Annotated in this window: 25 protein-coding genes; 11 read left to right on the top strand and 14 right to left on the bottom strand. The window is 68.8% G+C overall.

Annotated elements, in window-relative coordinates:
* Positions 1-113: 113 nt before the first annotated feature.
* From AC1DBL_RS09140 to AC1DBL_RS09120, 5 genes are read right to left on the bottom strand one after another with little or no spacing between them, the layout of a single operon-like run.
* On the bottom strand, positions 114-1,271 hold the full coding sequence (locus tag AC1DBL_RS09140) for a PucR family transcriptional regulator (RefSeq protein ID WP_441417942.1): 1,158 nt from the start codon (positions 1,269-1,271) through the stop codon (positions 114-116).
* The gene (locus tag AC1DBL_RS09135) at positions 1,264-1,500 is read right to left on the bottom strand and encodes a hypothetical protein (RefSeq protein WP_441417941.1); all 237 of its coding nucleotides are present in this window, start codon (positions 1,498-1,500) and stop codon (positions 1,264-1,266) included. Before AC1DBL_RS09135 ends, AC1DBL_RS09140 begins: the two co-directional genes overlap by 8 nt.
* A complete protein-coding gene (locus AC1DBL_RS09130) occupies positions 1,487-2,683 on the bottom strand; it encodes an acetyl-CoA acetyltransferase (protein WP_441417940.1) in 1,197 nt (398 codons plus the stop codon). Before AC1DBL_RS09130 ends, AC1DBL_RS09135 begins: the two co-directional genes overlap by 14 nt.
* Positions 2,680-3,381, bottom strand: a complete 702-nt coding sequence (locus AC1DBL_RS09125) for a CoA transferase subunit B (protein WP_441417939.1) — start codon at positions 3,379-3,381, stop codon at positions 2,680-2,682. Before AC1DBL_RS09125 ends, AC1DBL_RS09130 begins: the two co-directional genes overlap by 4 nt.
* A gap of 43 nt (positions 3,382-3,424) precedes the next feature.
* Positions 3,425-4,171, bottom strand: a complete 747-nt coding sequence (locus tag AC1DBL_RS09120; RefSeq protein ID WP_441417938.1) for a CoA transferase subunit A — start codon at positions 4,169-4,171, stop codon at positions 3,425-3,427.
* A 230-nt stretch (positions 4,172-4,401) separates the two neighbouring features.
* On the opposite strand from AC1DBL_RS09120, the gene AC1DBL_RS09115 reads away from it, so the two are divergent.
* Both AC1DBL_RS09115 and AC1DBL_RS09110 read left to right on the top strand, forming a co-directional pair.
* On the top strand, positions 4,402-5,175 hold the full coding sequence (locus AC1DBL_RS09115) for an IclR family transcriptional regulator (RefSeq protein ID WP_476892896.1): 774 nt from the start codon (positions 4,402-4,404) through the stop codon (positions 5,173-5,175).
* Between the two features lie 282 nt (positions 5,176-5,457).
* The gene (locus AC1DBL_RS09110) at positions 5,458-6,438 is read left to right on the top strand and encodes a plastocyanin/azurin family copper-binding protein (protein ID WP_476892895.1); all 981 of its coding nucleotides are present in this window, start codon (positions 5,458-5,460) and stop codon (positions 6,436-6,438) included.
* A gap of 39 nt (positions 6,439-6,477) precedes the next feature.
* Here AC1DBL_RS09110 and nadE read toward each other — a convergent pair whose 3' ends face one another.
* Positions 6,478-7,302 (bottom strand): ammonia-dependent NAD(+) synthetase, encoded by an 825-nt coding sequence (nadE, locus tag AC1DBL_RS09105; RefSeq protein ID WP_441417935.1) that lies wholly within the window; start codon positions 7,300-7,302, stop codon positions 6,478-6,480.
* 208 nt (positions 7,303-7,510) lie between these two features.
* Between nadE and AC1DBL_RS09100 the strand changes: the two genes are divergently transcribed.
* On the top strand, positions 7,511-8,764 hold the full coding sequence (locus tag AC1DBL_RS09100; protein WP_441417934.1) for an FAD-dependent oxidoreductase: 1,254 nt from the start codon (positions 7,511-7,513) through the stop codon (positions 8,762-8,764).
* A 77-nt stretch (positions 8,765-8,841) separates the two neighbouring features.
* Here AC1DBL_RS09100 and AC1DBL_RS09095 read toward each other — a convergent pair whose 3' ends face one another.
* From AC1DBL_RS09095 to acsA, 5 genes are read right to left on the bottom strand one after another with little or no spacing between them, the layout of a single operon-like run.
* The gene (locus AC1DBL_RS09095) at positions 8,842-9,084 is read right to left on the bottom strand and encodes an acyl carrier protein (protein ID WP_441417933.1); all 243 of its coding nucleotides are present in this window, start codon (positions 9,082-9,084) and stop codon (positions 8,842-8,844) included.
* Between the two features lie 13 nt (positions 9,085-9,097).
* Positions 9,098-10,498, bottom strand: a complete 1,401-nt coding sequence (locus tag AC1DBL_RS09090; RefSeq protein ID WP_476892894.1) for a dihydrolipoamide acetyltransferase family protein — start codon at positions 10,496-10,498, stop codon at positions 9,098-9,100.
* Positions 10,491-11,471: an alpha-ketoacid dehydrogenase subunit beta gene (locus AC1DBL_RS09085; protein WP_476925972.1), complete on the bottom strand. Its 981-nt coding sequence runs from the start codon at positions 11,469-11,471 to the stop codon at positions 10,491-10,493. The genes AC1DBL_RS09090 and AC1DBL_RS09085 overlap by 8 nt, the downstream gene beginning before the upstream one ends.
* Positions 11,468-12,475: a pyruvate dehydrogenase (acetyl-transferring) E1 component subunit alpha gene (gene pdhA / locus AC1DBL_RS09080; protein WP_476893034.1), complete on the bottom strand. Its 1,008-nt coding sequence runs from the start codon at positions 12,473-12,475 to the stop codon at positions 11,468-11,470. The genes AC1DBL_RS09085 and pdhA overlap by 4 nt, the downstream gene beginning before the upstream one ends.
* 8 nt (positions 12,476-12,483) lie before the next feature.
* Positions 12,484-14,394: an acetate--CoA ligase gene (gene acsA, locus AC1DBL_RS09075; protein ID WP_476925971.1), complete on the bottom strand. Its 1,911-nt coding sequence runs from the start codon at positions 14,392-14,394 to the stop codon at positions 12,484-12,486.
* A gap of 145 nt (positions 14,395-14,539) precedes the next feature.
* Between acsA and pyrE the strand changes: the two genes are divergently transcribed.
* The 4 genes from pyrE to AC1DBL_RS09055 all read left to right on the top strand — a co-directional run bounded on the left by pyrE (position 14,540) and on the right by AC1DBL_RS09055 (position 17,859).
* Positions 14,540-15,124: an orotate phosphoribosyltransferase gene (gene pyrE / locus AC1DBL_RS09070; RefSeq protein WP_175322180.1), complete on the top strand. Its 585-nt coding sequence runs from the start codon at positions 14,540-14,542 to the stop codon at positions 15,122-15,124.
* 105 nt (positions 15,125-15,229) lie between these two features.
* Positions 15,230-15,997, top strand: coding sequence for a GAF and ANTAR domain-containing protein (locus tag AC1DBL_RS09065; protein ID WP_476892892.1), 768 nt, complete (start codon positions 15,230-15,232; stop codon positions 15,995-15,997).
* Between the two features lie 96 nt (positions 15,998-16,093).
* Positions 16,094-16,645: a hypothetical protein gene (locus AC1DBL_RS09060; RefSeq protein ID WP_476925970.1), complete on the top strand. Its 552-nt coding sequence runs from the start codon at positions 16,094-16,096 to the stop codon at positions 16,643-16,645.
* 173 nt (positions 16,646-16,818) lie between these two features.
* Entirely contained in the window at positions 16,819-17,859 is a 1,041-nt protein-coding gene (locus AC1DBL_RS09055) for a thioesterase domain-containing protein (RefSeq protein WP_476925969.1), read from the top strand.
* A 30-nt stretch (positions 17,860-17,889) separates the two neighbouring features.
* Here AC1DBL_RS09055 and AC1DBL_RS09050 read toward each other — a convergent pair whose 3' ends face one another.
* A complete protein-coding gene (locus AC1DBL_RS09050; protein WP_441417926.1) occupies positions 17,890-18,756 on the bottom strand; it encodes an HAD-IIA family hydrolase in 867 nt (288 codons plus the stop codon).
* 52 nt (positions 18,757-18,808) lie between these two features.
* On the opposite strand from AC1DBL_RS09050, the gene AC1DBL_RS09045 reads away from it, so the two are divergent.
* The 4 genes from AC1DBL_RS09045 (at position 18,809) to AC1DBL_RS09030 (ending at position 22,229) form a co-directional block, all read left to right on the top strand.
* The gene (locus AC1DBL_RS09045; RefSeq protein WP_476917832.1) at positions 18,809-19,495 is read left to right on the top strand and encodes a TrmH family RNA methyltransferase; all 687 of its coding nucleotides are present in this window, start codon (positions 18,809-18,811) and stop codon (positions 19,493-19,495) included.
* A gap of 135 nt (positions 19,496-19,630) precedes the next feature.
* Positions 19,631-20,578, top strand: a complete 948-nt coding sequence (locus tag AC1DBL_RS09040) for a hypothetical protein (protein ID WP_476925968.1) — start codon at positions 19,631-19,633, stop codon at positions 20,576-20,578.
* 203 nt (positions 20,579-20,781) lie between these two features.
* Complete coding sequence (fbaA, locus tag AC1DBL_RS09035; RefSeq protein WP_175322196.1) at positions 20,782-21,801, top strand: class II fructose-bisphosphate aldolase; 1,020 nt, start codon at positions 20,782-20,784, stop codon at positions 21,799-21,801.
* Positions 21,802-21,803: 2 nt separating this feature from the next.
* Positions 21,804-22,229: a DUF3151 domain-containing protein gene (locus AC1DBL_RS09030; protein ID WP_476917830.1), complete on the top strand. Its 426-nt coding sequence runs from the start codon at positions 21,804-21,806 to the stop codon at positions 22,227-22,229.
* 148 nt (positions 22,230-22,377) lie between these two features.
* On the opposite strand, the gene AC1DBL_RS09025 is transcribed toward AC1DBL_RS09030, so the two are convergent.
* Together AC1DBL_RS09025 and AC1DBL_RS09020 are read right to left on the bottom strand one after the other, a co-directional pair.
* Entirely contained in the window at positions 22,378-23,010 is a 633-nt protein-coding gene (locus tag AC1DBL_RS09025) for a uracil-DNA glycosylase family protein (RefSeq protein WP_441417922.1), read from the bottom strand.
* A 196-nt stretch (positions 23,011-23,206) separates the two neighbouring features.
* Positions 23,207-24,415 carry a cobalamin-independent methionine synthase II family protein gene (locus AC1DBL_RS09020; RefSeq protein WP_441417921.1) on the bottom strand — a complete coding sequence of 403 codons (1,209 nt, stop codon included), beginning with the start codon at positions 24,413-24,415 and terminating at the stop codon, positions 23,207-23,209.
* Positions 24,416-24,753 lie beyond the last annotated feature (338 nt).

Genomic DNA, 24,753 nt, shown 5'->3' with positions numbered 1-24,753 from the left:
TCGGGCACAGGGGTCAGCAGTTCGTCCGGCTGTGATGCAGACCACGCTACGGATGCGCCGCGGCCCCGAACATGGAGCCAGCTCAAAGGGAACGGACCGGGGGTTGTGGATTCCTACAACGGGCCGTCGACGGGCCTGTCTGGGCCGTCCTGGCAGGCCTCGAATGCCCAGCAGAGCTCCACGAGGGTCCCGGTCGCGTCGAGCCGGGTGCCGGTGAGCTGCTCGAACTTCTGCAGCCGGTAACGCAGCGTGTTCTCATGCACGGACAGTGCCCGCGCGGCTGCGGATATCCGGCGGTCGCTGGCCAGGTAGGACCGCACCGAGTCCAGCACGATCCGGCCGAATTCGGCGTCGTCGGCGAAAGGCGCCAGGTAACGCCGGCGCAGTACCTCGGTGACGTCCGGATCGCCGGCCGCGGTGCGCCAGGTCAGGTCCTCCAGGCAATAGGAGCCCCGGTCCGCCCGCCGCCACGCGGCAGCAAAAACGCGGTCGGCGACGGCGTCGGACTGAGCCAGGGCGGTGAGGGGCCGCGGGGGTCCGACGGCGACGGTCGCTGCCGCGCTGCCGGCAGCGGGTTTGGCGGCGAGGAAACCGACGACGTCGCCGGCCAGGACGGTCAACACCCCGTCGCCGCTGCGCAGCGGCGCCACCAGCTCGCCGAGAAGCTCGTCCGGGGACGTCCCCGGCCTGGCACGTGCGCGCAGGGCGCGGAATTCGCGCCGCGGATCGATCCCGAAGTCGGCGGAACGGGACACCAGTTCGGCGCCGGCGAGGGTGCCGGCCAGCACGGCGCGCAGGTAGCCCTGCCGGAGTTCGTGGTCGCGCACGGCCTGCCGGACGCTGCTTTCGCGGTAGGAATGCACCAGGGCCGCCGTGTAGGAATCGCTGACGCCCCAGAGCACCCGGTGCGCGGCGAGGACTTCCCGGTCGCCGAGCCGTAGCTCCTGGGCGATGTCGAGGAAGCGGTCCTGGATCACGGCCATGGAGAGGCGGTAACCGCGCAGCACGTCCTCGATCCGCAGGCCCTGATGAAACCGGACCTGCGCCACCCTGGCTTCGAGGCTGAGCTGCGATGACTCCGGCACGGTCCCGGATTTCACCGCCTGGATGGCCATCCGAAGGTTTTGTTCCACCGAGGAGCTGATGTCCGTCTCGGCCACGCCCCGGTACCCGGCCACGTCGGTGACGCAGCGCTCCACGCTGCTGGCCTTCAGGTACTGCAGGTCCCGGAAGAGCAGGTCGGCCACGTTTTCAATGCTGGACTCAGCCAAGGTTCGCCTCACACCACACTTGGGTCCCGTCGGCCTTATGGAGCATGGCGCGCTCGGCCGAGGTCCAGTACCTGACCCAGAGGATCTTTCCGTCCGGGGTCGCGAGCTCCACCGTTGCGGCGGCCGGGACACGGCCGGGCCGGCGCACCATCACGGGTGCGCCGGCCGCCAGGCCAAGCCAGTTGGTGACCCGTACCAGGTCCGCGGGCGGCGCCTCAGACGGCTTCAAGCACGCTGACGTAGTTCGCAATGCCCACGCCCCCCATATTCTGAACCGCGGCACGTCGCGGGGCGGCCAGCTGCATGTCCCCGGCGGTGCCGGTGAGCTGCATCGCCGCGATGACATGCTGCGAGACGCCGGTGGCCCCGACCGGGTGGCCCTTGGCCTTGAGTCCGCCCGAGACGTTGACCGGCAGCTTGCCGTCCTTGAAGACCCAGCCTTCCTTGACCGCGCGGGCGCCCTGGCCCGGCTCGGTCAGGCCCATGGCCTCGTACATCAGCAGCTCGGCGATGGTGAAGCAGTCGTGCACCTCCGCGAAGTCCAGGTCCTCCAGCCCGACGCCGGCCATGCCCAGGGCCCGCTGCCAGGAGGCGCGGGTCGCGGCAAAGGCGGTGGGGTCGCGGCGGTCGGTCGGGAAGAAATCGTTCGCCTGGCCGAAGCCGGCCAGCCGGACCGGCGCGGTGGCGCCGCCGGTGGGTGCAACGCTGAGCACGACGGCGGCGGCGCCGTCGGAGACGGGGGAGCAGTCGGTGCGGCGCAGCGGGTCGGCGACCATCGGGTTCTTGTCCGAGACGGTCTGGCAGAACTCCTCGCCGAGGTCCTTGCGGAGCTGGGCGTAGGGGTTGTCCACGCCGTTGCGGTGGTTCTTCGCGGCGATCGTGCCGAGCACGTCGGAGAGGTTCCCTGCGCTGGCGCCGTAGCGCTTCTCGTAGTGCTTGGCCACTTCGGCGAAGAGCCCCGTGAAGCCGGTGCTGGAGGGCTTGCCGGCCATGTCGTAGTCCGCACCGAGCAGGGCGGCGCCCACGACGTCGGCGCCGGCCTGGGTCATCTTTTCGGCCCCGATCACCAGGACCGTCTTGGCGGTACCCGCCAGCAGCGACTTGGTGCCCTGCTGGAACGCGGCCGAGCCCGAGGCGCACGCGTTCTCCACCCGCGTCGACGGCACGTTGGCGAGCTGCTCCGAGACCTGCAGTGCGAGCGAGGACGGGAACGCCAGCGGCATCATCCCGGAGTTGAACTGGCCCAGGTAGATCTCGTCGATCTGGCCGGGCTCGATGCCCGCGTTGCCGATCGCCTCGGTGGCAACCTGGACGATCAGGGACTCGAGGGTCTCCTCCGTGAGCTTGCCGAAGCGGCTGTGGCCCCAGCCGGTGAGCAGGACATCCTTGCCGAACTGGTCCTTGAGGCTCATGCCGTGGCTCCTTCCAGGCTGCCGGCTTCACGGGTGACGTCGAGGGAGGGATCGACGTCGAACTCGGCTTCGGTCTTTTCGCGGATCTCCGGCACGGTGGCGCCGGGGGCGAGGCGGGTGAGCGTGAGCTGGCGAACGCCCGTTTCTGCATTTTTCACCAGGTCAAACACTGCGAGGTCGCTGATGATGCGGTCCACGCAGCTCAGCCCGGTGAGCGGCAGGGTGCATTCCTTCACGATCTTGGCGGTGCCGTCCTTGGCGTTGTGTTCGGTGAGGACCACGACGCGCGGGGTGCCGGCCACGAGGTCCATGGCGCCGCCCATGCCCTTGACCATCTTGCCGGGGATGGTCCAGTTGGCCAGGTCGCCGGCGCCGGAGACCTGCATGGCGCCGAGGATGGCGACCTTGACGTGGCCGCCGCGGATCATGCCGAAGGAGGTGGCCGAGTCGAAGATGCTGCCGCCGGGCAGGACGGTGACCGTCTGCTTGCCGGCATTGATCAGGTCCGCGTCCTCCTCGCCCTCGTAGGGGAACGGACCCATGCCGAGCAGGCCGTTCTCGCTCTGCAGCACCACGCGGACGCCCTCGCGCAGGTTGTTGGCGACGAGCGTGGGGATGCCGATGCCGAGGTTGACGTAATCGCCGTCATTGAGTTCTTCGGCCGCGATGGCGGCCATTTCGTTCCGGGTCCAAGCCATGGTGTTTCTCCTGAAAAGTGTGGGTGGCGGCGCTCAGGCCGGATTAGACGGTGACGGCGGAGGCGGCAGCGTTGTCCGTCTCGGCCGCTTCGGCGCGGGGCCGGACGGTGCGCTGCTCGATGTCCTTGGCCCGGTAGCTGGCCTGCACCAGGCGCTGCACGAAGACGCCGGGGGTGACGATGTGGTTGGGATCGAGTGCGCCGGGTTCGACGATCACCTCGGCCTCCGCAACGGTGACGATGCCGGCCGTGGCGACCACGGGATTGAAGTTCTGCGCGGTGTAGCGGTAGATCAGGTTGCCGTCCGTGTCCGCGGTGTGCGCGTGGACCAGGGAGACGTCGGCCTTGATGGCACGCTCCTGGACATACGTTTCGCCGTCGAACTCCGCCAGCGGCTTGCCTTCGGCGACGAGGGTGCCGACGCCGGTCTTGGTGTAGAAGGCCGGGATGCCGGCGCCGCCGGCGCGGAGGCGCTCGGCGAGGGTGCCCTGCGGGGTGAACTCGACCTCCAGCTGGCCGGCGAGGTACTGCTCCGCGAAGAGCTTGTTTTCGCCCACGTAGGAGGCAATGACCTTGCGGACCTGGCCCGCCTCGATGAGCACGCCGAGGCCCTTGCCGTCCACGCCCATGTTGTTGGAGACCACGGTGAGGTCCTTGACGCCGGAGTCCCGGACCGCCTCGATCAGGTCTGCCGGAATGCCGCTGAGGCCGAAGCCGCCGACCGCCAGCGTCATGCCGTCCCGCAGCACGTCCTGCAGCGCCGCTGCCGCGCCGGATTTCACCTTTGACATTTGCATCTCCTCATTGAGCTTCTGAGTAACCGGCGGCCTGGCCACGGGACCGCCGCCGTGATCCACGTTGTGGACTGTTCGCCTGAGGAAGGAGCCTATGGTGTGGCGTAGAGCACTGTCAACGCCGCAAATCCGCAACTTTCCGTGCTTTTTTACAGTGTGGACGCTAGGCTAGGCACTGTCCACAATGTGGATGGTTTGATGATTGTTTTGCGAAATGCGAGGAAAAGATGAACTCCGTCCCCGTACAGGGAGCCCAGGTGGTAAGCCGCGTCGCGGCCCTGCTGAGGATCGTGGGACGGAAGCCGGAAGGCTCCCCGCTCGTGGAACTGGTCCGCGAATCCGGTCTGACGCGTCCCACCGCCCACCGGCTGCTCACTTCCCTGGCCGCCGAGGGACTGCTGGACCAGGATCCGCACAGCGGCAACTGGGTGCTGGGCCCGGAGATCCTGCTGATGGGATCGGTGGCTTCGGCGCGTTTCCCGCTGGAGGACATTGCCCGGCCCAGCCTGCGCCGGCTGGCAGAGGAAACCGGGGAGAGCGCCTTCTTCTCGATCCGCCGCGGCGCCGAGACGGTGTGCCTCCTCCGGGAGGAGGGCAGTTTCCCGGTCCGCTCCTTCGTGCTGCATGAGGGTGTCCGTTTTCCGCTGGGCGTTGCCTCCGCCGGCACCGCCATCATGGCGTTCCTGCCCGCGGCGGAGCAGGAAGAACTGCTGGCCGGCTGGGCCACCCACGCCGGGAGCTTTGCCGCCGCCCACAGCGAGGAAGTGGTCCGCGCGAACCTGGAAGCGACGCGGCAGGCAGGCTATTCGGTCAACCCGGGCCTGGTGCTGGAAGGCAGCTGGGGAATGGGCGCCGCCGTATTCGACCAGCGCGGCCGGCCGGCGTGGGCGCTGTCCCTGACCGGGATTGAACCGCGCTTCCGGGCGGACCGCCGCGAATACCTCGGGCGCCTGCTGATGGACGAAGCGCACCGGATATCCCTGCAGCTGCAGGGCAGTTGAGCCGCCGCCGGCGCCGTCTCGACAAACCGGCTGGCGCGGAGCACGATTGGAATTGCAGCCGTGGCTGCATGCGCTGTAGACAGCGCCCATTCCCCAGTCCGGGTGGCGCGTCTGGCCCAAAAACTACTTCCCCGCCTTAATGCTGGGGGACTGGGAGCAGGAGAAGAGAGCGGCGGACGCGGTCCAGGCCGGAGCGAAACGGCGTCGCGGGAAGCGGCGTCGGCGCACCAGATGAGCCGGGTTCCCGGCCGCAATCCTCCAGCCCCAAAAGGAATGAGTCCCATGACTCGCCGAGCAGAATCCCCTCACGCGCCGCGCTTGCTGCGCGTTCTCATCGCTTTCATCGCCGCGCTCGTGTTGCCAGTTACCGTCAGTGCTCCCGCCGTCAGCGCTGCCGCCGTCGCGGGTGGCGAAGAATCCGCCAGGACGTGGACGGTCCAGGTCGGGTCCGAATCCTCGAGCCAGGCCATCCAGGGCATGGCCTTCCTGCCCGGAAACATCTACATCAACGCGGGCGACCAGGTCACCTGGGAGGCCAACTCCGCCGAGATCCACACCGTGACGTTCCTGGCCAAAGGCCAGTCCCTGAGGTCCACCCAGCCCTTCAACCCATCGCTGCCGCAGAACATCTACCAGCGCGGCGGCAAGGCCTATGACGGGCATTCGTATTACAACTCCGGGGTCATGACGAACGTGTCCGACAGTGGCTTTAAGCAAGTCACGAAATACACCCTGGCATTCCCGCGCAAGGGCAACTTCACCTATTACTGCCTGGTCCACGGCATGGCCATGAAAGGAGTTGTCCACGTCCGGGCGGCCGGAACCGACTACCCGTACAGCCAGGCGCAGTACGACCGCCAGGCGGGGAGGCAGGAACGGGCCATCCTGCGGGACGGACGCCAGGCATGGGAGGACGCCCGGGACCAGGCGGACGAACACACCGTGATCGCGGGAACGGATAACGGAACGTCCATGGTGATGCGCTTCGTCCAGCAGAAGGTCGAAATCCGGGTGGGCGAGAAAGTGACCTTCGTCAACAGCGGCATGGGCGCCCCGCACACCGTCACTTTCGGCAAGGAACCCGCCAATGTCTTCGTCCCCCGGGGCAACCCGGCGAAGTTTGCCGGTGGAGACCTCAACTCAGGAATCATGCCCCCGCACAGCAAGTTCACCGTGACCTTCACCAAGGCCGGCGAGTTCGACTACATCTGCGGCCTGCATGACTTCATGGGCATGGTGGGCACCGTGGAAGTCCGGAGGTGACCGGGCGGAACGATCCGGCCAGGAACCCTTAGCGGAGCGTCACTGCTTCCACCAGGTGTCGAAGATGGTGACCGGGACGGTGCGCTTGTGCCGCGTCCGCAGGTATTTCTGCTCGATCAGCTCGGCCGCGGCGTCGGGGATGTCGCGGCCTTCGAGGTAGTCATCGATGGTGTCGTAGCTCAGGCCGAGTTCTTCCTCATCGGTGCGTCCGGGCTTGTGGTCCAGGAGGTCCGCCGTCGGGACCTTCTCCCAGATGCGGGCCGGGGCGCCGAGTTCGGCCAGCAGGGCGCGGTTCTGGCGCTTGTTCAGGCCGAACAGCGGCAGGATGTCCGCGCCGCCGTCGCCGTATTTGGTGAAGAATCCGGTCACGGATTCGGCGCCGTGGTCGGTGCCGATCACCAGGTAGTTGTGCTCCCCGGCCAGGGCGTACTGGGCGATCATGCGTGTGCGGGCCTTGGTGTTGCCCTTGTGGAAGTCGGAAATGCCGTTGCCCACGGTCTTTTCGAATTCATCCTCGAAGCCGTCCACCGCGGCCGAGATGTTGAAGGTCCACTCCGTTTTGGCCCGCACAAAGTCCAGGGCCGCCTGGGCGTCGTCCTCATCGTGCTGCACGCCGTAGGGAAGCCGCACCGCGACGAAGTTCGCCTCCACGCCCTCGGCGTCGAGCTCCTCGACCGCGAGCTGTGCCAGCCGTCCTGCCAGCGAAGAGTCGAGGCCGCCGGAGATGCCTAGGACGAAGCCCTTGGTGTGGCTCGCCTTGAGGTAGTCCTTGAGGAACATGACGCGTTTGCGCACCTCCCCGGCGGGGTCGATCCGGGGCTGCACGCCCATTTCTTCAATGATCTTCGCCTGGAGTTCACGCATGCCTCACAGCCTAGCCAGCCGAGTCAATCGTGCTCAACTGTTGCCGGCCGGCCGGGTGCCCGGTTTCGCTATGCTTCCGGACCGCCGCTGAGCTTCCGGACGGCCGCTAGGCGGGTCCGCGCTGCGTCTGTCCGGAACCGCCGCCCGAATCCGGAAGCGCCGCCAAGACCCCTCCCCCCGGCACCCCTCGCAGGCGTAGCGTATGGCCATGGAGACGACGGGATGCGTGGTGGCCGGCGGCGGTCCGGCCGGGATGATGCTCGGCTTGCTGCTGGCCCGGGCCGGGGTGCAGGTGACGGTCCTGGAAAAGCACGCGGATTTCCTGCGCGACTTCCGCGGCGACACGGTGCACCCGTCCACCATCCGGCTGATTGACGAACTCGGCCTCGGCCAGGAGTTCCGCCGCCTGCCGCAAAGCCGCCTGAAGAGCGTCGTGTTCCCGGTCCCGGGCGGGCCGCCGGTGACCATGGGCGACTTTGATTCGCTGCGGCCGCCGTACAACTACATCGCCATGATGCCGCAGTGGGATTTCCTCAACTTCCTGGCCGCAGCTGCTGCCGAGGAGCCCGGCTTCACCCTGCTGATGAGCCACACGGCCACCGGGCTGGTTCGCGACGGGGGCCGTGTCCGCGGGATCCGGTTCCGCGACCCGGACGGCGCGCAGGACGAGCTCCGGGCGGACCTGGTGGTCGCGACGGACGGCCGCCACTCCGCGTTGCGTGCCGCCGTCGGGCTGGCGCCGAAAGAGTTTCCGGTTCCTTTCGACACCTGGTGGTTCCGGCTGCCCCGGTATCCCGCCGAACTTGGCGAAGTGGCCGGGCTGGTGCCGGCGTTCGGCCCCGGGGAGGCGCTGGTGGCCTTGTCCCGCAACGATTACTACCAAATGGGCTACCTCGCCCCGAAAGGCACCGACGCCAGGATCCGTGCGGAGGGCGTCGAGGGCTTCCGGCGCCGGATCGCCGGGCTTCGGCCGGACCTCGCGGACCGGGTGGACGCCATCCGTTCCCTCGATGACCTGCACTGGCTCGACGTCCGCCTGGACCGGCTGCAGTCGTGGCACGTCAACGGTCTGCTCTGCATCGGCGACGCCGCGCATGCGATGTCCCCGGCCGGCGGTGTCGGCATCAACCTCGCCATCCAGGACGCCGTGGCGGCGGCGGAAATCCTCGCCCCCGCGCTGCTCCGCGGCCGGGTCACGGCGGCGGACCTCCGACGCGTCGAACGACGACGGCGGCTCCCGACCGTCGTCGTGCAGACGGGACAGCGGCTCATGCACCGCGCGGTCTTTGGCCCGATCATGGCCGGACAACGCACCAAGTTTCCGGCCGTCGCGCTCTTCCTGGCCCGGCGGATTCCAGCGGTCCGCCGCATCATTCCCCGGCTCATCGGCTTCGGACCCCGCCCGGAACACGCCCCCGCCTTCGCGCGCCGCGCCGAGGCCCGGCCCCAGCCGCACGCCTAGCCCCTCACTGACGTCGATGGCTGCGCAGGTGCCCATTGGCGTCACCAAAACGGCGGTTACGGAGCAGCGGATGCGCCTCAGCCGTGCGCGACGAGGTAACTGATCAGGCCGTCGACCGTGGCGACTGCCGGATAGTCGCGCTCCGGGATGTCCACGCCGGTCGCCGTGTCGATGGTTTCAACGAGCCGCAGGAAATCCAGCGAGTCCAGCTCGAGGTCCTGCCGGAGCCGGGCCTCGCCGCCGACGTCGTCCAGCTCAACATCCGGTGCGACTTTCCCCAGCGCGGCACGCACCGCGGCCCGGGCATCCTGTTCATTCATGGTGTCTCCGTCTTCACAGTTCGTCCGGCTTCTGCAGCAGCTCTTGGATCCGGGCAAGGAAGCGGCCGCCGCGCAACCCGTCGCTGACCCGGTGGTCGGCCGAGAGGGTGGCGATCGCGGCGGCCCGGACGCCCAGCATCCCGTTCTCCGCCCAGGGTTGCTCCAGCACGCGGCCAAAGCCCACCATCGCCACCTGCGGCGGATAGATCACCCCGTAGACGCTGTCCACGCCGAGGTCCCCGAGATTCGTCACGGTGATGGTGGGGTCCGCCATCTCGGCGCGCTGCAGCCGTCCGGCCCGCGCGCGGCTGACCAGGTCCCGCAGCTGTTCCATCAGCTCGTCGAGGGCCAGGGTGTCGGCGTCGTGGAGCGCGGGGGCCACCAGGCCACCCTGGCGCAGGGCCACCGCGACGCCCAGATGCACCGCGGCGCTGGGCCGGTACTCCCCGTCCAGATAGAAGCCGTTGACCTCCGGGACTTCCTTGGCCGCGAGCGCCGCCGCCTTGAGCAGGAGGGCGGAGGGCACTAACCGGGACGCCACCGGCCGCTGCGCATTGACGGTCTGCATCCAGCCGACGGCGGCGCGCAGGTCCAGGGTTGTGCTCAGGTAGTAGTGCGGGATGGTCTGCTTGGAGCGCGACATCAGCGCCCCGATGGCCCGGCGCAGGGTGGCCACCCGTTCGCGGGCCTCCGCGGGCTTCTCCGCAGCCTGCGCCGGCGCTTCCGGCGGGGCCGCTTCGGCCTCAGCCGCTTCCGCAGCCTGCGCCGATGCCGCCGGCGCTTCCGCAGCCGCCCCTCGCGGTCCCGCCTCCCGGAGACCGGCCTCCGGCTGGCGGGCTGCGGCGCCCTGCACGTCTTCGACGGTCACGGCGCCCTCCGGTCCGGTGCCGGCGACGGACGAAAGCTCGACGCCGAGTTCGGCGGCGAGCCGTCTGGCCCGCGGCGAGGACCGCACCCGCCCTGCGGCCGCCGGACGGGCTGCCACGGCGTGCTCCACGTCGGCGCGGGTGATCGCGCCATCCTTGCCGGTGCCGTGGATCCGTCCGGTGTCGACGCCGAGCCGGTGCGCGAGGTGCCGGACCGGCGGCGCGATCGGAGGGGCTTCCGGGGGAGGGGCCGGCTTCGCGGCCGCGGGCCGGGGCGGCGGCGCCTCGCGGCTGGGAGCCCCGACCTCGGCCGGGGTCTGCGTGATCCGGGCCAGCGGCGTGCCCACCGGCACGGTCTCGCCGATGTCCACGAGGAGGTCCGCGACCACCCCCTCCTGGAAGGATTCGACGTCCATCACGGTCTTGTCCGTGTCCACCACGGCCACGAGGTCGCCGCGGCGGACGTAGTCGCCGGGCTTGACCAGCCATTCGACGATCTTGCCGTGCTCCATATCGGCCCCGAGCGAGGGCATCAGGAAGTCACCCACGTGTCCCGACCGCCTCCCGCGCTGCCGCGACGACCCGTTCCGCAGAGGGCAGGGCGGCGAGTTCAAGGTGCTTGGAGTAGGGGATCGGCACCTCGGCGCTGCAGACCCGGCCTACGGGCGCGTCCAGCTCGAAAAACGCGTGTTCGCTGATCCGGGCGCTGATTTCGGCGGAGATGCTGCCGCTGCGCCAGCCCTCGTCCACCACCACGGCACGGTGTGTCCTGGCCACCGAGTCGAGGATGGCGGCGTCGTCGAGCGGCCGCAGCGTGCGCAGGTCCAGCACTTCGGCGTCGATGCCTTCGGCGGCGAGCTGCCCGGCGGCCTCGAGGGTGAGGGGGAGCGTCCCGCCGTAGGTGATGAGTGAGACGTCGGCGCCGGGCCGCCGGATGGCGGCGCTGCTGATGTCCACCGCCCCGGCGTCCTCGGCGAGTTCGCCGGGGACGTTGTAGAGCGAGCCGTGTTCGAAGATCAGCACCGGGTCCGGGTCCTGGAGCGCGGTCCACAGCATCCCGCGGGCGTCTTCGAGGGTGGCGGGGGTGAGGATCCGCAGCCCGGGGATGTGCGCGTACCACCCCTCCAGGCTGTGCGAATGCTGGGCACCAAGCTGGCGTCCGGCCCCGGTAGTCATCCGGATCACCAGCGGCACGTGGAACTGGCCGCCGGACATGTGCAGCAGGGATGCGGCGTTGTTCACGATCTGGTCGAGGGCCAGGAGGCTGAAGTTGACGGTCATGATCTCCACGATGGGTCGCATCCCGCCGAGCGCGGCGCCGATCCCGGCGCCGACGAACCCGGACTCGGACAGCGGGGTGTCGCGGATCCGTTCCGGCCCGAACTCCTCCAGCAGGCCCAGGCTTACGGCGAAGGAGCCGCCGTAAGCGCCCACATCCTCGCCCATCAGGAAAACCCGCTCGTCACGCTGTAGGGCGTCGCGGATCCCGGCCCGGAGCGCCTCCCGGTAGCTGGATTTCATGACCCGTCCCCTTCCTGCCAGGCGCCGGGGTCGCTGTACACAAAACGCGTGAGGTCCTCGAACGGCTCCGGCGTGCCGGCCTCCGCAACCTCGACGCCGGCCGCGACTTCCGCTTCGGCGTCGGCCTGCAGTTGCTGCCAGTCCGCTTCGGTCAGCTGGCCGGCGGCCTCCATCGCCGAGCGCAGCAGCGTGATCGGATCCCGCTCCAGCCACCGCGCCACCTCGGCCTTGTCCCGGTACCGTTCCGGGTCGAACATCGAATGCGCCCGGAAACGGTAGGTGCGCAGTTCCAGGAAGTGCGGCCCGCCGCCGGCCCGGACCGCGTCGACGGCGCGACGGGCGGTCTCCTCGACGGCCAGCACGTCCATCCCGTCCACGGCCCAGGCGGCAATCTCGTAGCCGGCCGCCTTCAGCGCGATGTCGGTCTGCGACTCGGAACGGCCCAGCGCCGTGCCCATCGCGTAAAGGTTGTTTTCACAGCAGAACAGCACCGGCAGCTGCCAGAGAGCGGCGAGGTTGAGGCTTTCATGGAACTCGCCCTCCGCGACGGCGCCCTCACCGAAAAAGCACACGGTGACGCGGGACCGGCCGGCCATCTTGTCCGCGAGCGCCAGCCCGACGGCGAGCGGCAGTCCGCCGGCGACGATCGCGTTCCCGCCGTAGAAGCGCGTGGCGGCGTCGAACAGGTGCATGGAGCCGCCGCGGCCTCGGCAGCAGCCCTCCACGAAGCCGTACATCTCGGCCAGGATCGAGCCGGCGGACACGCCGCGCAGCAGGGCGTGGCCGTGCTCCCGGTAGGTGGCGACGACGGCGTCCTCCGGCGCGAGGGTTTCCAGCACCCCGGCCGCCACCGCCTCCTCGCCGATGTAGACGTGCAGGAAGCCGCGGATCTTGGCGGCGCTGTACAGCTCGACGCACTTCTCCTCGAGCTGGCGCACACGCAGCATCTGCAGCAGCAGGTGCCGGCCGTGCGCGGGATCCAGCGGCCCGGCGGACGCCGCCATTGGCCCGGTCACTGCGGTCCCTCCGGCGCCGTGCCGGCTGCCCGTCCCGCAGCGCCGGGCTGCCCGCCGGGCTGGCCGTCGGACAGCCCGTCGGACAGCCCGTCGGGCGCCGCCCCCGGCGGGGACTCGATGGTGGACGTGTCGCCCTCCGGGAGCCCCAGTTCGCGGGCCTTGAGCAGGCGCCGGAGGATCTTCCCGCTGCGGGTTTTCGGCAGCGCCGTGGTGAAGTCCAGCAGCCGGGGTGCCACCGCGGGCCCCAGCCGTTTGCGCGCGAACCCGATGATATCCAGCTGCAGTTCCTCCGACGGCTCCCAGCCGGGGCGCAGCTCCACGAAGGCCTTGACCACCTCGCCTGCCACCGGGTCCGGAACGCCGATCACGCCGGCCTCGGCCACCGCCTCATGTTCCATCAGCGAGCTCTCCACCTCGAACGGGCCGATCAGGTGCCCCGAGGACTTGATCACGTCGTCGCCCCGGCCCACGAACCAGTAGTAGCCGTCGGCGTCGCGCTTGGCGAGGTCGCCGGTGAGGTACCAGCCGCCCACGAAGCACCGCCGGTAGCGCTCCTCCTCGTGCAGGTAGCCGCGGAACATCGAGGGCCAGCCGGGCCGCAGCGCAAGCTCACCCATCGTGTCCGGCGCGGTGACCAGCACCGCCTGCCCGTCCCTGAGCATCGGCTTGTCCTGTGCGTCCCGCACCACCAGCGCGGCTTCGATGCCGGGCAGCGGCCGGCCCATGGAGCCGGGGCGGATCTCGGTGGCCGCGAAGTTCGAAATCATGATGCCGCCGGTTTCGGTCTGCCACCAGTTGTCATGCACCGGCTGGCCGAAGGCTTCCTTGCCCCAGACCACGACCTCCGGATTGAGCGGCTCGCCGACGCTGGCGACAAAGCGCAGGGCGGACAGGTCGTGCCCCGTGGCGCGGTCCACCCCGGCCTTCATCAGCATCCGCAGCGCGGTGGGCGCGGTGTACCAGACGGTCACGTGCTGCTCGGCGAGGATCCGGTACCAGCGGTCCGCGTCCATCTCCTCCTCGTCCACGATGCTCGTCACGCCGTGGCTGAGCGGGGCCAGGACCCCGTAGGACGTGCCGGTCACCCAGCCGGGATCGGCCGTGCACCAGTAGATGTCCTCCGGATGCAGGTCCAGCGCGAAGGTGCCGGTCGCGTGGTGGGCGGTGACGGCGTCGTGGACGTGGATGGCGCCCTTCGGTGTCCCGGTGGTGCCGGACGTGAAGTGCAGCAGCGCCATGTCCTCGGGCCGGGTCGCCGCGATCTGCCCGTCGGCCGGGGCCGTCTGCAGCAGCGCGGCCAGGTCCAGGGTGCCCGGTTCCGGGCTGCCGTCGGCGTCGATCAGCAGCACATGCCGCAGCTCCGGCAGCGAGTCGCGCAGCTGGGCCACTTTCCGCCGGTAGAGCGCCCGGGTGGTGATGAGCGCGCGTCCGGAGCCCAGCTGCAGCCGCTGCCGCACGGGCTCCGGCCCGAAGGCCGAGAAAAGGGGGCAGAACACGCTGGCGTTCTTGAAGGTGCCGAGCATCGCAATGTACAGGGACGGGTTGCGGCCGGTGAGGGAGAAGACGCGCTCGCCGCGCCCGACGCCGAGGCTGCTCAGCACCGCGGCGAACCGGCTGCTTTGCTCTGCCAGCTCCGCGTAGCTGAGCGCATGGCTGCTCCCGTCGGCCCGGATGAAGCGCAGCGCCTCGCGGCCGCCGAGCCCGCCGGCCGCATGCCGGTCGGCCGCCTCGAAGGCGATATTGAGGCCCCGGCCATCCGGCAGGCCGGAGAGCTCCCGGCGGGCGTGATCCCAGGAGAACGCCGCGCAGCTGGCGTCATAGTCCAAGAGGTTGGGCCGAACCCGGAAGCTGCCGGGGTCCTTGGGGATTGCCGGCCAGCGGGTGGAAGGTTCGGTTCCTGCCGTCATGCTTACATCGGACGCCCGCCCCGCGCCGGCTGCCAGTGCCGTAAGTCCCGTGCGGGCGGGCCGGCCCGGGAGGAGGCCGCCGCCTGGCCGACATCTGGCGCCCGGACGGGGATCCGGGCCGGCGCCTGCCACTAAACTGGGTCCCATGACTGCCACCAGTGACTTTGCGGCCGACGCCGCTGCCGCCCGTGCCCGCCTCCTGGAACTGATCAAGGAGCTGGCCGTCGTGCGCGGCAAGGTCATCCTCTCCAGCGGCGCCGAGGCCGACTACTACATCGACCTGCGCCGCATCACCCTGCACCACGAGGCGTCCAAGCTCGTCGGCCAGGTCATGTTGTCCCTGCTGGACGACGCCGGGATCGACTTTGAGTGCGCCGGCGGGCTGACGATGGGGGCGGACCCGGTGGGCACCGCCGTCATGCATGCCGCCGTCGACGCCGGCCGCCCGGTGGACGCCTTCGTGGTCCGCAAGGCCCAGAAGTCCTACGGCATGGGCCGCCAGGTCGAGGGGCCCTCGGTTGAGGGCCGCAAGGTCCTGGTCCTCGAGGACACCTCCACGACGGGCGGCTCCGCGCTGACCGCCGTCGAGGGCGTGCGCAAGGCCGGCGGCAACGTCGTGGCCGTCGCCGTGATCGTGGACCGCGACACCGGCGCCAAGGAAAAGATCGAAGCCGAAGCCGGCGTCCCCTACCTGTTCGCTTTCGGCAAGGACGAACTGGGCCTGAGCTAGGGTTTCACCGGCGGCGGACACGTATGGACGGTGCTTTGGGGGTGACTTATCATTTCTTAAATACCCCCATCGGTACCTCTGTACCCGTAGTTGGAGAAACGCGCTATGCTCCCGCCCCAGGAATACCCTGCAACCGTCAGCACCGTCGACCAGGTCCAGAACCTCATCCTCGACAGCACTGACTTCGAAGAGTTTCTCAACGAACTCGCGCGTTTTTCCGCGCACCAGGTGGCAGGCAAGGGCGACGACGCGCTGTGCGGGATCACCCTGCTGCGGGACCGGAAGGCTGCGACCATCGGCTGGAGCAGCGAATCCGCCCGGGAAGTGGACGAGATCCAGTACCGGCTGGCGCAGGGTCCCTGCCTGACGGCGGCGCAGGAAGAGCGCGAGGTCTACGTCCCGGACCTTTTCGAGGAAGACCGCTGGGGCCCCGATTACGCCACCGCCGTCGCCTCGCACGGGCTGCGCTCGGTGCTTTCGGTGCCGTTCCACCTGCAGGGCGAAGCCCAGGCCGCGCTGAACCTGTATTCGGACGCACCGCACAAGTTCGACGGCGACGTCGCAGACCGGGCGCGTGACTTCACCCGGCAGATCTCCCAGGCGCTGCGCATGGCCGTGCGCTTTTCCCTGCACACGGACAGTGCCACGAACCTGCGGGCCACGCTCGAATCCCGCACGGTCATCGATATGGCGATCGGCATCGTGATGGCGCAGAACCGCTGCAGCCAGGAAACGGCGGTCCAGATCCTCACCGACGCGTCGAGCCACGGCAACGTGAAACTGCGCGACATTGCCACCTCGCTGGTGGAGTCCGTTGGCGGTTCGGCGACGCGGACGCACTTCCAGGAGCCGGGACGGCAGGCCGCCGGCTGACTAGCCGGCTGATCCGGGGACTTGTGCCCGCCCCGTCCCGCCGTTACGCTGATTGAGGTTGAGCCGTCGGCCATAGACACTTTCTTTGGAGTACCTATGGACCAATCTCTCAATGCCCAGGTGAAGCTCGATGTCGCCGCAGACGTCATCCGGATCGATGTCCGGGGCAGCCTCAGCCAGGATTCCCGCCCCGCCCTGATGCAGCTGATCCAGCGCATCCGACGCATGGGCGTCAGTTCACACATCCGCGTCGATCTCGCGCACGCCGACTTCGTGGAATCGGCCGCCCTCGCCGGCCTGCGCAACGACCTCAACGCCATTGACGGAGGAACCGGCCAGTTCGACGTTGCCGGGGCCATGCCTGTTGCTGCCGGGGTTTCGCTTGAACTACAGATGTTCGGCGACGACTTCGGAAAGGTGTTCCAGCCCCTGGACCTCTCCGCGGACTTCGTGGCCTCCATCAACCCGTCCGGGACCCGACCGCTGGCCCGCTACTCCGACGATGAGCTGCTGGCCGCCAGCGACTGTGTCTTCGGCAAGCTGGATGATCCGCGGAACGGTGCGCCCTCGGAGCTCCTGGCCAGGTACGAAGACATCAGCCTGGAGCTCGCCCGGCGCGAAGTCGGCCGCGCGCCCGAACCGGCCTAGGACGATCCCTCCGTTCCGCGACGCGGATAGTCCTCCGGGACGCGGAAAAGTCCGCTCGACGCGGGATTTCCGGCGCGCCAGGAATATTGCGCGTCGCCGGGCCGGAACCGCGTCGCGGATCGCTGTTTCACCCTCCGTTTCTGCTGCACCGTCGCAGTGGCTACGGTAGAGGTGTGCCGCATGAGACGGAAGCGAACGACGGGCGCGAACCCCGGGACGCCGAGGCCCGCGTACTCCGGCATGCCGCTGAACTCGAACGGTTTTCGCGGCGGAACTTCCTGATCGGCGCGGGTGCCGCCTCGGTCCTGGCCGGGGACATGCTGTTCACCCGCCGGGTGCAGGCCGAGCGGCGGGTGAACAAGATCCTCCCGGTGCCCGACGACGTCGCGGAACTGTATTTCCCCCACGCCAGCTGGTTCCTTTTCCCCGGCTACAAGACCAGCTGGGAAGAGGCGCAGTGGATCCTGAACTCGCTGCGCGGCGCGCTGACCAAGCGGGGTCAATTGGCCGCCGTCGGCTATTCCAACCTTGGCCTGGACATCGACAAGATCGTGATCGCGGTCATCGAGCACATCCGCGCCCACCAGCTCGACACCATCTACTTCTACGGCCACAGTTTCGGCGGCATGGTCTCGGTGCAGGTCGCCGCCCGGTTGCTGGAACTGCATGGCGTCAAGGTGGCGTTCATCCTGCTCGACTCCAGCCCTTCCAGCCGGTATGACGTCCTGGACCAGAGCTGGTTCGAGGGGGTGGTGTTCCTGTACGAGAGCGGGTTCCGGTTCCCCACCGTGCTGCGCGGCGGCTACGAGCTCGGCGAACGCATGCTGAACAAGCATGAACGCAGCTGGGGCCAGGTGCTGGACCAGACCCTGGAACAGCTCTCGCCGATTGCCCCGTCCAGCGTGCTGATCCAGACCGAATCGGCCTACATCTACCACTTCGACCTGAACCGCTTCGTCGGCAAGCTGGGGGACGCGAAGATGGCATTCATCGGCAACCCCGGGGACCAGACCGTGAGCTACGAGACGGCGCGGGACACCTGGATGCTGCGGTTCAAGGCGAACATGGTCTCGGATTCATTGCGGACGGACGGGGCGCGGCCGGCGCATGCCAGCCCGCAGTGGAACCCCTCGGTCTACCGGCCGCTCATCGAGGAGCTCCAGGACGAGTTCCTGCCGCTGCCGTCCGGCGGCGGCAAGAAGACCGCCTTCTAGGCCGAGGGCGGACCCCTCGGACTAGTCCGTTCAGATCTGGTTCTTCAGGTCCGCGACCGAGTTCAGGATCTGGTTGGGCCGGAACGGGTAGGCCGCAATGTCGTCCTTGTGCGTGATGCCGCTGAGCACCAGCACCGTGTGCAGCCCCGCCTCCATGCCGGCGATGATGTCCGTGTCCATCCGGTCCCCGATCATGGCGGTGGTCTCCGAGTGCGCGTCGATCTGGTTCATCGCCGAACGGAACATCATCGGGTTCGGCTTGCCCACAATGTAGGGTTCGCGGCCGGTTGCCTTGGTGATGAGCGCGGCGATCGCACCGGTGGCCGGCATCGGTCCGTCCTTGGAAGGCCCGGTGGCGTCGGGGTTGGTCGCGATGAAGCGGGCGCCGCCGAGGATCAGGCGGATGGCCATGGTGATGGCTTCAAAGGAGTAGGTCCGGGTTTCGCCGAGCACCACAAAGTCGGGGTCCTGGTCGGTGAGGATGAAGCCGGCCTCATGCAGCGCCGTCGTCAGCCCGGCCTCGCCGATCGTGTAGGCGCGGTTGCCGGACTCGGAGCCGCGTACCTGGTCCTTGAGGAACTGCGCCGTGGCCAGGGCCGAGGTCCAGATGTTCTCCTCCGGGATTTCCAGGCCGGAACTCTTCAGCCTCGCCGCGAGGTCCCGGGGGGTGAAGATGGAATTGTTGGTCAGGACCAGGAACCGCTTGGACGTGTCCACCCAGCGCTGGATCAGTTCCGAGGCGCCCGGGATCGGCTGGTTCTCGTGGACCAGCACGCCGTCCATGTCCGTCAGCCAGCACTCGATCTCCTGGCCGCTGCGGTACACCGAGGACGTGGACCGCACGTCATCGGAGTCTGAACGCTGGTCTGTCCCTTGGTCTTCATACTGGTCCGCCATGGTGCCCTCCGCCGATAGTGTGCCGCAACAGGTCCCAGTCTAATGTTGAGTCGTGACTGAACCCGAGACTCCCAGCGAACCCACTGCCGGCAGCGCGGCCGTTCCGGACGGCGAGGCGGAGCCCAAGGCGGAGGTCGGCGTCGGCCCCTGGCAGGGGCAGTGGCCGGAGGGCGAACACTGGGACCCTGACCTGCTCGCGGACGGCGACCGCCGCAACGTGGTGGACAAGTACCGCTACTGGAAGCACGAGGCGATTGTCGCCGAGCTGGATTCCCGGCGCCACAACTTCCACATCGCGATTGAAAACTGGCAGCACGACATGAACATCGGCACCGTCGTCCGCACCGCCAACGCGTTCCTGGCCAAGGAAGTCCACATCATCGGACGACGCCGGTGGAACCGCCGCGGGGCGATGGTCACCGACCGCTACCAGCACGTCCGCCACCACGCCACCGTGGAGGACTTTGTCGCCTGGGCGCACGGGGAGGGGCTGGCCGTGATCGGGATCGACATCTTCCCCGATTCCGTCCCGCTGGAAACCTACGAGCTGCCCCGGGACTGCGTGCTGGTATTCGGCCAGGAAGGCCCGGGCCTGACGCCGGAGGTCCACGAGGCCGCCGTCGCGACGCTGTCGATCGAGCAGTTCGGTTCCACCCGCTCGATCAACGCCGCCTCCGCGGCCGCGATCGCGATGCACGCCTGGATCCGCCGGCACGTCTTCAACCAGCTCCCGGGGTAGCGGCGCCCCGCGAAATGGCACTTGACGGCAGTGTCTGCGCCCAACACTGCCGTGAAATGCCACCTCGGCGCGGATTGCGGCAAAGGGCTGTGGATAACCGCATCGGACAGTGCCCGAAGCGGCAAGACTGGGCCCATGCGCCGGGCACCGCTTCCGTTCCATCTGACCACCGGATCCTTCTCACTCCGTGCCGCGGACAAGGCCGGCGTCACCCGCACGCGGACCGCGGCGCGGGATCTGGTGACCGTGTCCCGCGGCATTCGGGTCCCGACGGACTCGGCGGCCGCCGGAGCGGCCGCCCTGCGCGCCTATACCGACCTTGATGACGATTCCATCCTCGCGCTCGGCTCGGCGGCCCGCCTCTGGGAAGCACCGCTGCCGCCCTGGCAGGGCGAAGACTGGCGCATCCACCTTGCCCGCCGCCGCGGCTCCAGCATGCCGCGGCGGGCAAACGTCGTCGGGCATCTTCTGACGCTGCTGCCGGACGAAGTGGTGGAGCTCGACGGCGTCCGGCTCACCTCGCCGGCCCGGACGTGGCTGGACCTGGCCGCGGTTCTGGGGCCGGAGGAACTCGTGGCCGTGGGCGATTCCCTCGTCTGCGAACACGGTCAGGGACATCCGTTTCCCCGCCGGGCATTGTGCAGCGTCGCGGACCTGAGGGAGATGGCGGCCCGGCACCCGGGAGTCCGCGGCGTGCGCAAGGCGAGGACCGCCGCCGAACTCATCCGGGTGGGCGCCGACTCGGCGCCGGAAACGCACATGCGCCTCGCCCTGGTGCGCGCGGGCCTGCCCGAGCCGGTGCTGAATCACGTGGTGTGGGGCGAGCCGATGTGGGGTGGGGACACGGCCCCCGTGCTCTGGCCCGACGCGGCGTACCCGCAGTGGAGGCTCGCGCTGCAGTACGACGGGGCGCACCACAACGGGGAGGAACAGTACCTGAAGGACATCCGCCGGGCCGACACCACCACGAGGTCCGGCTGGCTGGAGCTCCGGGTTTCCCGTTTCGATCTTGCCGGTGACCGCCCCGCCGTCGTCCGCAAGGTCCGGGCGGCGCTGGAGAGCCGGGGCTGGCCCGCGAAATGACAGTTCGCGGCGATGTTGGGCGGCCACACTGCCGCGTGGTGCCATCTCGGCGGGAGGCGACGCAAGGCGCGGGAGCGAGTGTTACAGCCCCCGCGTGACCGGAGACACTGCCGTGCGCAGGAATGGCTAGGATGGTTCGTAGCCGACGAGGTTCACTCCAGGGTCAACCCAGCCCGCAGACGAAATTCACTTTAGGAGTCAGCATGCCCATTGCAACCCCAGAGATCTACTCCGAGATGATCGACCGCGCCAAGACGGGCGGCTTCGCGTTCCCGGCCGTCAACGTCACTTCCTCCCAGACCCTGAACGCCGCCCTGCGCGGCTTCGCCGAGGCCGAGTCCGACGGCATCGTCCAGGTCTCCACCGGCGGCGCCGCCTACTGGTCCGGCGCCTCCACCAAGGACATGGTGGCCGGTTCCCTGGGCTTCGCCGCGTTCGCCCGCGAAGTGGCCAAAAACTACGGCGTCAACATCGCCCTGCACACGGACCACTGCCCCAAGGACAAGCTGGACGGCTTCGTCCTGCCGCTGCTCGCCGCCTCCGAGGCCGAGGTCAAGGCCGGCCGCAACCCGCTCTTCAACTCGCACATGTGGGACGGCTCGGCCGAAACCCTGCAGGAGAACCTCCGGATCGCGCGTGAACTGCTCGCGCGCACCGCCGCGGCCAAGATGATCCTCGAGGTCGAGATCGGCACCGTCGGCGGCGAGGAAGACGGCGTCGAGAACGCCATCAACGACAAGCTCTACACCACGGTCGAGGACGCCCTCGCGACCATCGACGCCCTCGGCTCCGGCGAGAACGGCCGCTACATCACGGCCCTGACCTTCGGCAACGTGCACGGCGTGTACAAGCCGGGCGGCGTCAAGCTGCGTCCGGAAATCCTCAAGGACATCCAGGAGCAGGTCGGCGCGAAGATCGGCAAGGCCAACCCGTTCGACCTCGTCTTCCACGGCGGCTCCGGCTCCTCCGAGCAGGAGATCGCGGACGCCGTCTCCTACGGCGTGATCAAGATGAACATCGACACCGACACCCAGTACGCCTACACCCGCCCGGTGGTGGACCACATGTTCCGCAACTACGACGGCGTCCTGAAGGTCGACGGCGAGGTCGGCAACAAGAAGCTGTACGACCCCCGTGTCTGGGGCGCGTCCGCCGAAGCCGGCCTGGCCGCCCGCGTGGTCGAGGCCGCCCAGCAGCTCGGCTCCACCGGCAAGACGTTCTAGTCATGTCGGACGAGTTCCGCAAGAACCTGATGGGCCCCGAGCCCACGCTGCTGCCTGCCGAGACTGAGGTCAACGCGGGGCTGGATGCGGGCCAGGAGGCGCTGGATCTGGTGGAGAAGCACCCGACGTCCTCGCTGCTCTGGGCCGTGCTGGCCGAGGAAGCGTGGAAGGAAGGCCGGACCATCGATTCCTACGCCTACGCCCGGGTCGGCTACCACCGCGGCCTGGACTCGCTGCGCCGCAACGGCTGGCGCGGCGTGGGCCCGATCCCGTGGGAGCACGAACCGAACCGCGGCTTCCTGCGCGCCCTGTACTCGCTGGGCCGCGCGTCCGCGGCGATCGGCGAGGCCGAGGAGCCCGAGCGGATCGAGAAGTTCCTCAAGGACTCCGACCCCACCGCCAAGGCAGCCATCGAAGCCGAGGGCTGACAGGCACCGCGACTTAACGCAACGCGGGGTCACTTACGGCCCATTCCGCCAGCGCGGATGGGCTGTAAGTGACCCCGCGTTGGGGTTTAAACGACGACGGCGGGCGCGCACCTTTCGGTGGGCGCCCGCCGTCGTTAACGCGGGTGGGTCAGCTGGCCTTGGCCAGTCCGGTGCGGGCCATGGCGTCGGCGTAGGCGACGCGCATGTCCTCGAGGTACTGCTCCTGGCGGGCCGGGGTGCCGGCGAACGCGCGGCCGCTAAGCGAGCGGACCTTGTACGTCTTCAGGCCGCGGCGCCAGATCATCGGCACCTCGGTCTTGAGCAGCAGGTTGGCCAGGCGGTTGGCTTCGGTTCCGTGCGCCACAATGACGGACGCGCGCGGCACCAGGGCGAGGAACTTCAGCAACGGCTTGAGGCCGGCCGAGATCTGGTCCGGGGTGAACTTGCCGTTCGGCTCCTCGCCCACGTGCCACGGGTGGACGTTCCACGGCATGACGAACTCCGGGCGCAGGCCCAGCTTCCACTGGATGCCGAGCATGCGGGTGGCAGCTTCCTCGTCCCCGGCGGTGATGAAGCCGGACGGATCCGCCGTGCCGATGTTGGAGTACAGGCTGATGATGCGGCACTCGTCGATGTCGTGGGCGGGATCCACGTAGGGGACCGTGGTGCCAGCTTTGGCGGTCTGCAGTGCGTCGCACAGTTCGTTGACCGGCGCGACGTTAGCTTCGTAACGGCGGCTCAGGAGCTGTTCGCGGAAATTTTCAGTGGCCAGGGCTGTCATGTATTGCTGGGTCTCCTGCGGATTGGTAAAGCTGCCAGACCGGCTGCGGGCACGCCAAAGACAGGGCGCGCGGAGGCCGGAGTGGTTTGAAAATGTGGTGTGGACCGATTCCTGTTCGGTCTCTACCAGTCTATCAAGCCCCGCGAAATGTCCGGCGAGTTGCCCGGGCCGGCAGCGGCCGGCCGGCCCGGTCCGGCTACCAGAGCCGCTTGCTGGCCCGCCGTGCGCCTTCCCCGAGCGCTTCGAGCTTGGCATAGGCGATCTGTGGATGGACGCGGCCGCCGAGGCCGCAGTCCGTGGACGCAATCACGTTTTCGCGGCCCACCAGGTCCGCGAAGCGCACGATCCGGTCCGCCACCAGGTCCGGGTGCTCCACGACGTTGGTGGCGTGGGAGACGACGCCGGGGATGATCGACTTTCCCTCGGGAAGCTTGGTGTCCTCCCAGACCCGCCATTCGTGCTCGTGCCGCACGTTGGCCGCCTCGAAGGAGTAGGCGCCGGCGTTGATCTGCAGGACGGAGCCGATGATGTCCGCGAAGGGGATGTCCGTCGTGTGCGGTCCGTGCCAGGATCCCCAGCACACGTGCAGCCGGATCTGGTCCTGCGGGAGGTCGCGCAGCGCCCAGTTGGTGGCTTCGACCCGGAGCTGGATGAACTTCAGGTAGTCCTCGAGGCTCGGCTCGGGGTTGATCTGGTCCCAGCTCTCGGCCAGGGAGGGGTCGTCGAGCTGGACGGTCAGGCCGGCGTCGATGATGGCCTTGTATTCCTCGCGCATGGCATCGGCGCAGGCGTAGAGGAGTTCCTCATCGCTCTGGTAATACTCGTTGGCGACGCGGGCGCAGGAACCGGGGGAGAGGGAGGCGACGAACCCCTCGGTGAGGCCGGCCGCGGCCAGGCCGGTCTTGAGGTTGGTGATGTCCGAGGCCACGAGCGCCTGGCCGGTGTACGTCAGCGGCCCGGCGATTTTTGGCTGTGTGACGGCCTTGCGGTGGGCCAGGATCCCGGAGGAGGGGTCGTTGTACGCGTCGTTGAACTTTTGCCGGTCACGGCGGTCCGGGAACGAGGTGAGGACGATGTGGCCCGGCGAGGAACGGTGGACCTTGGCGTCGGCCCAGCGGTCCACCTCGGTGGGTTCCAGTCCGCCGAGCCGGGAGAAGGAGTAGTTCCACCAGGCGCCGTAGTCCACCGTGCTGGACATCGTGTGGCCGTACTCGCCGTCGTTGGGGATGTCGACGCCCAGATCCTTCTGGCGCTGCACGACGTCCACCACCGAGGTCTCCAGCAGATCCAGGAACTCGGGGGTGACGCCGTCGGCTTCCTTGGCCTCGTTCGCGGCGATGAGCTCCGGCGTCCGGGGCAATGAGCCGGCGTGGGTGACGCGGATGTGGTCGGTGTTCTGGGACATGGCGCGGTTCCTTCCATCGGTCCTGGCGGTAGCACCCTCGCTGGCAGGCCGGCCACGGAGGCAGGCTGAGTCCGGCAGGGTTGCTGCGGCGTCAACGGTCCAGGTCCCTCGGCCGCTCGGGATGGTCACTCTCACTTAATTCCACCCACGCCTTTGCCGCAAGTCGTGCCCGCTATGTGTCGCAGTGTCCACGCGGGGAGCAAAAACGGTGCCGGCCACCGATTTCGGCTAAACTTGGGTGGTAAGAGCCCCGGACTCTGGCGTTGATGGTAAGAGCACAGCGGTAGATCCGGGGCATTCTCATGAACGGTGCTGAGCTGCGGTGACCACCTGGTGGA

Source organism: Arthrobacter sp. 10T44 (assembly GCF_056393885.1).
The sequence above is the reverse complement of the archived record's forward strand: the minus strand, read 5'-3'. Positions and strand labels throughout refer to the sequence as shown.

What these genes read in the sequence shown, in the direction of transcription:
- AC1DBL_RS09130 (WP_441417940.1), bottom strand. Translation starts at nt 2,683, where the DNA reads ATGAGCCTCAAGGACCAGTTCGGCAAGGATGTCCTGCTCACCGGCTGG.
- AC1DBL_RS09125 (WP_441417939.1), bottom strand. Translation starts at nt 3,381, where the DNA reads ATGGCTTGGACCCGGAACGAAATGGCCGCCATCGCGGCCGAAGAACTC.
- AC1DBL_RS09120 (WP_441417938.1), bottom strand. Translation starts at nt 4,171, where the DNA reads ATGTCAAAGGTGAAATCCGGCGCGGCAGCGGCGCTGCAGGACGTGCTG.
- AC1DBL_RS09115 (WP_476892896.1), top strand. Translation starts at nt 4,402, where the DNA reads ATGAACTCCGTCCCCGTACAGGGAGCCCAGGTGGTAAGCCGCGTCGCG.
- AC1DBL_RS09110 (WP_476892895.1), top strand. Translation starts at nt 5,458, where the DNA reads ATGACTCGCCGAGCAGAATCCCCTCACGCGCCGCGCTTGCTGCGCGTT.
- nadE (WP_441417935.1), bottom strand. Translation starts at nt 7,302, where the DNA reads ATGCGTGAACTCCAGGCGAAGATCATTGAAGAAATGGGCGTGCAGCCC.
- AC1DBL_RS09100 (WP_441417934.1), top strand. Translation starts at nt 7,511, where the DNA reads ATGGAGACGACGGGATGCGTGGTGGCCGGCGGCGGTCCGGCCGGGATG.
- AC1DBL_RS09095 (WP_441417933.1), bottom strand. Translation starts at nt 9,084, where the DNA reads ATGAATGAACAGGATGCCCGGGCCGCGGTGCGTGCCGCGCTGGGGAAA.
- AC1DBL_RS09085 (WP_476925972.1), bottom strand. Translation starts at nt 11,471, where the DNA reads ATGAAATCCAGCTACCGGGAGGCGCTCCGGGCCGGGATCCGCGACGCC.
- pdhA (WP_476893034.1), bottom strand. Translation starts at nt 12,475, where the DNA reads ATGGCGGCGTCCGCCGGGCCGCTGGATCCCGCGCACGGCCGGCACCTG.
- acsA (WP_476925971.1), bottom strand. Translation starts at nt 14,394, where the DNA reads ATGACGGCAGGAACCGAACCTTCCACCCGCTGGCCGGCAATCCCCAAG.
- pyrE (WP_175322180.1), top strand. Translation starts at nt 14,540, where the DNA reads ATGACTGCCACCAGTGACTTTGCGGCCGACGCCGCTGCCGCCCGTGCC.
- AC1DBL_RS09065 (WP_476892892.1), top strand. Translation starts at nt 15,230, where the DNA reads ATGCTCCCGCCCCAGGAATACCCTGCAACCGTCAGCACCGTCGACCAG.
- AC1DBL_RS09060 (WP_476925970.1), top strand. Translation starts at nt 16,094, where the DNA reads ATGGACCAATCTCTCAATGCCCAGGTGAAGCTCGATGTCGCCGCAGAC.
- AC1DBL_RS09050 (WP_441417926.1), bottom strand. Translation starts at nt 18,756, where the DNA reads ATGGCGGACCAGTATGAAGACCAAGGGACAGACCAGCGTTCAGACTCC.
- AC1DBL_RS09040 (WP_476925968.1), top strand. Translation starts at nt 19,631, where the DNA reads ATGCGCCGGGCACCGCTTCCGTTCCATCTGACCACCGGATCCTTCTCA.
- fbaA (WP_175322196.1), top strand. Translation starts at nt 20,782, where the DNA reads ATGCCCATTGCAACCCCAGAGATCTACTCCGAGATGATCGACCGCGCC.
- AC1DBL_RS09030 (WP_476917830.1), top strand. Translation starts at nt 21,804, where the DNA reads ATGTCGGACGAGTTCCGCAAGAACCTGATGGGCCCCGAGCCCACGCTG.
- AC1DBL_RS09025 (WP_441417922.1), bottom strand. Translation starts at nt 23,010, where the DNA reads ATGACAGCCCTGGCCACTGAAAATTTCCGCGAACAGCTCCTGAGCCGC.
- AC1DBL_RS09020 (WP_441417921.1), bottom strand. Translation starts at nt 24,415, where the DNA reads ATGTCCCAGAACACCGACCACATCCGCGTCACCCACGCCGGCTCATTG.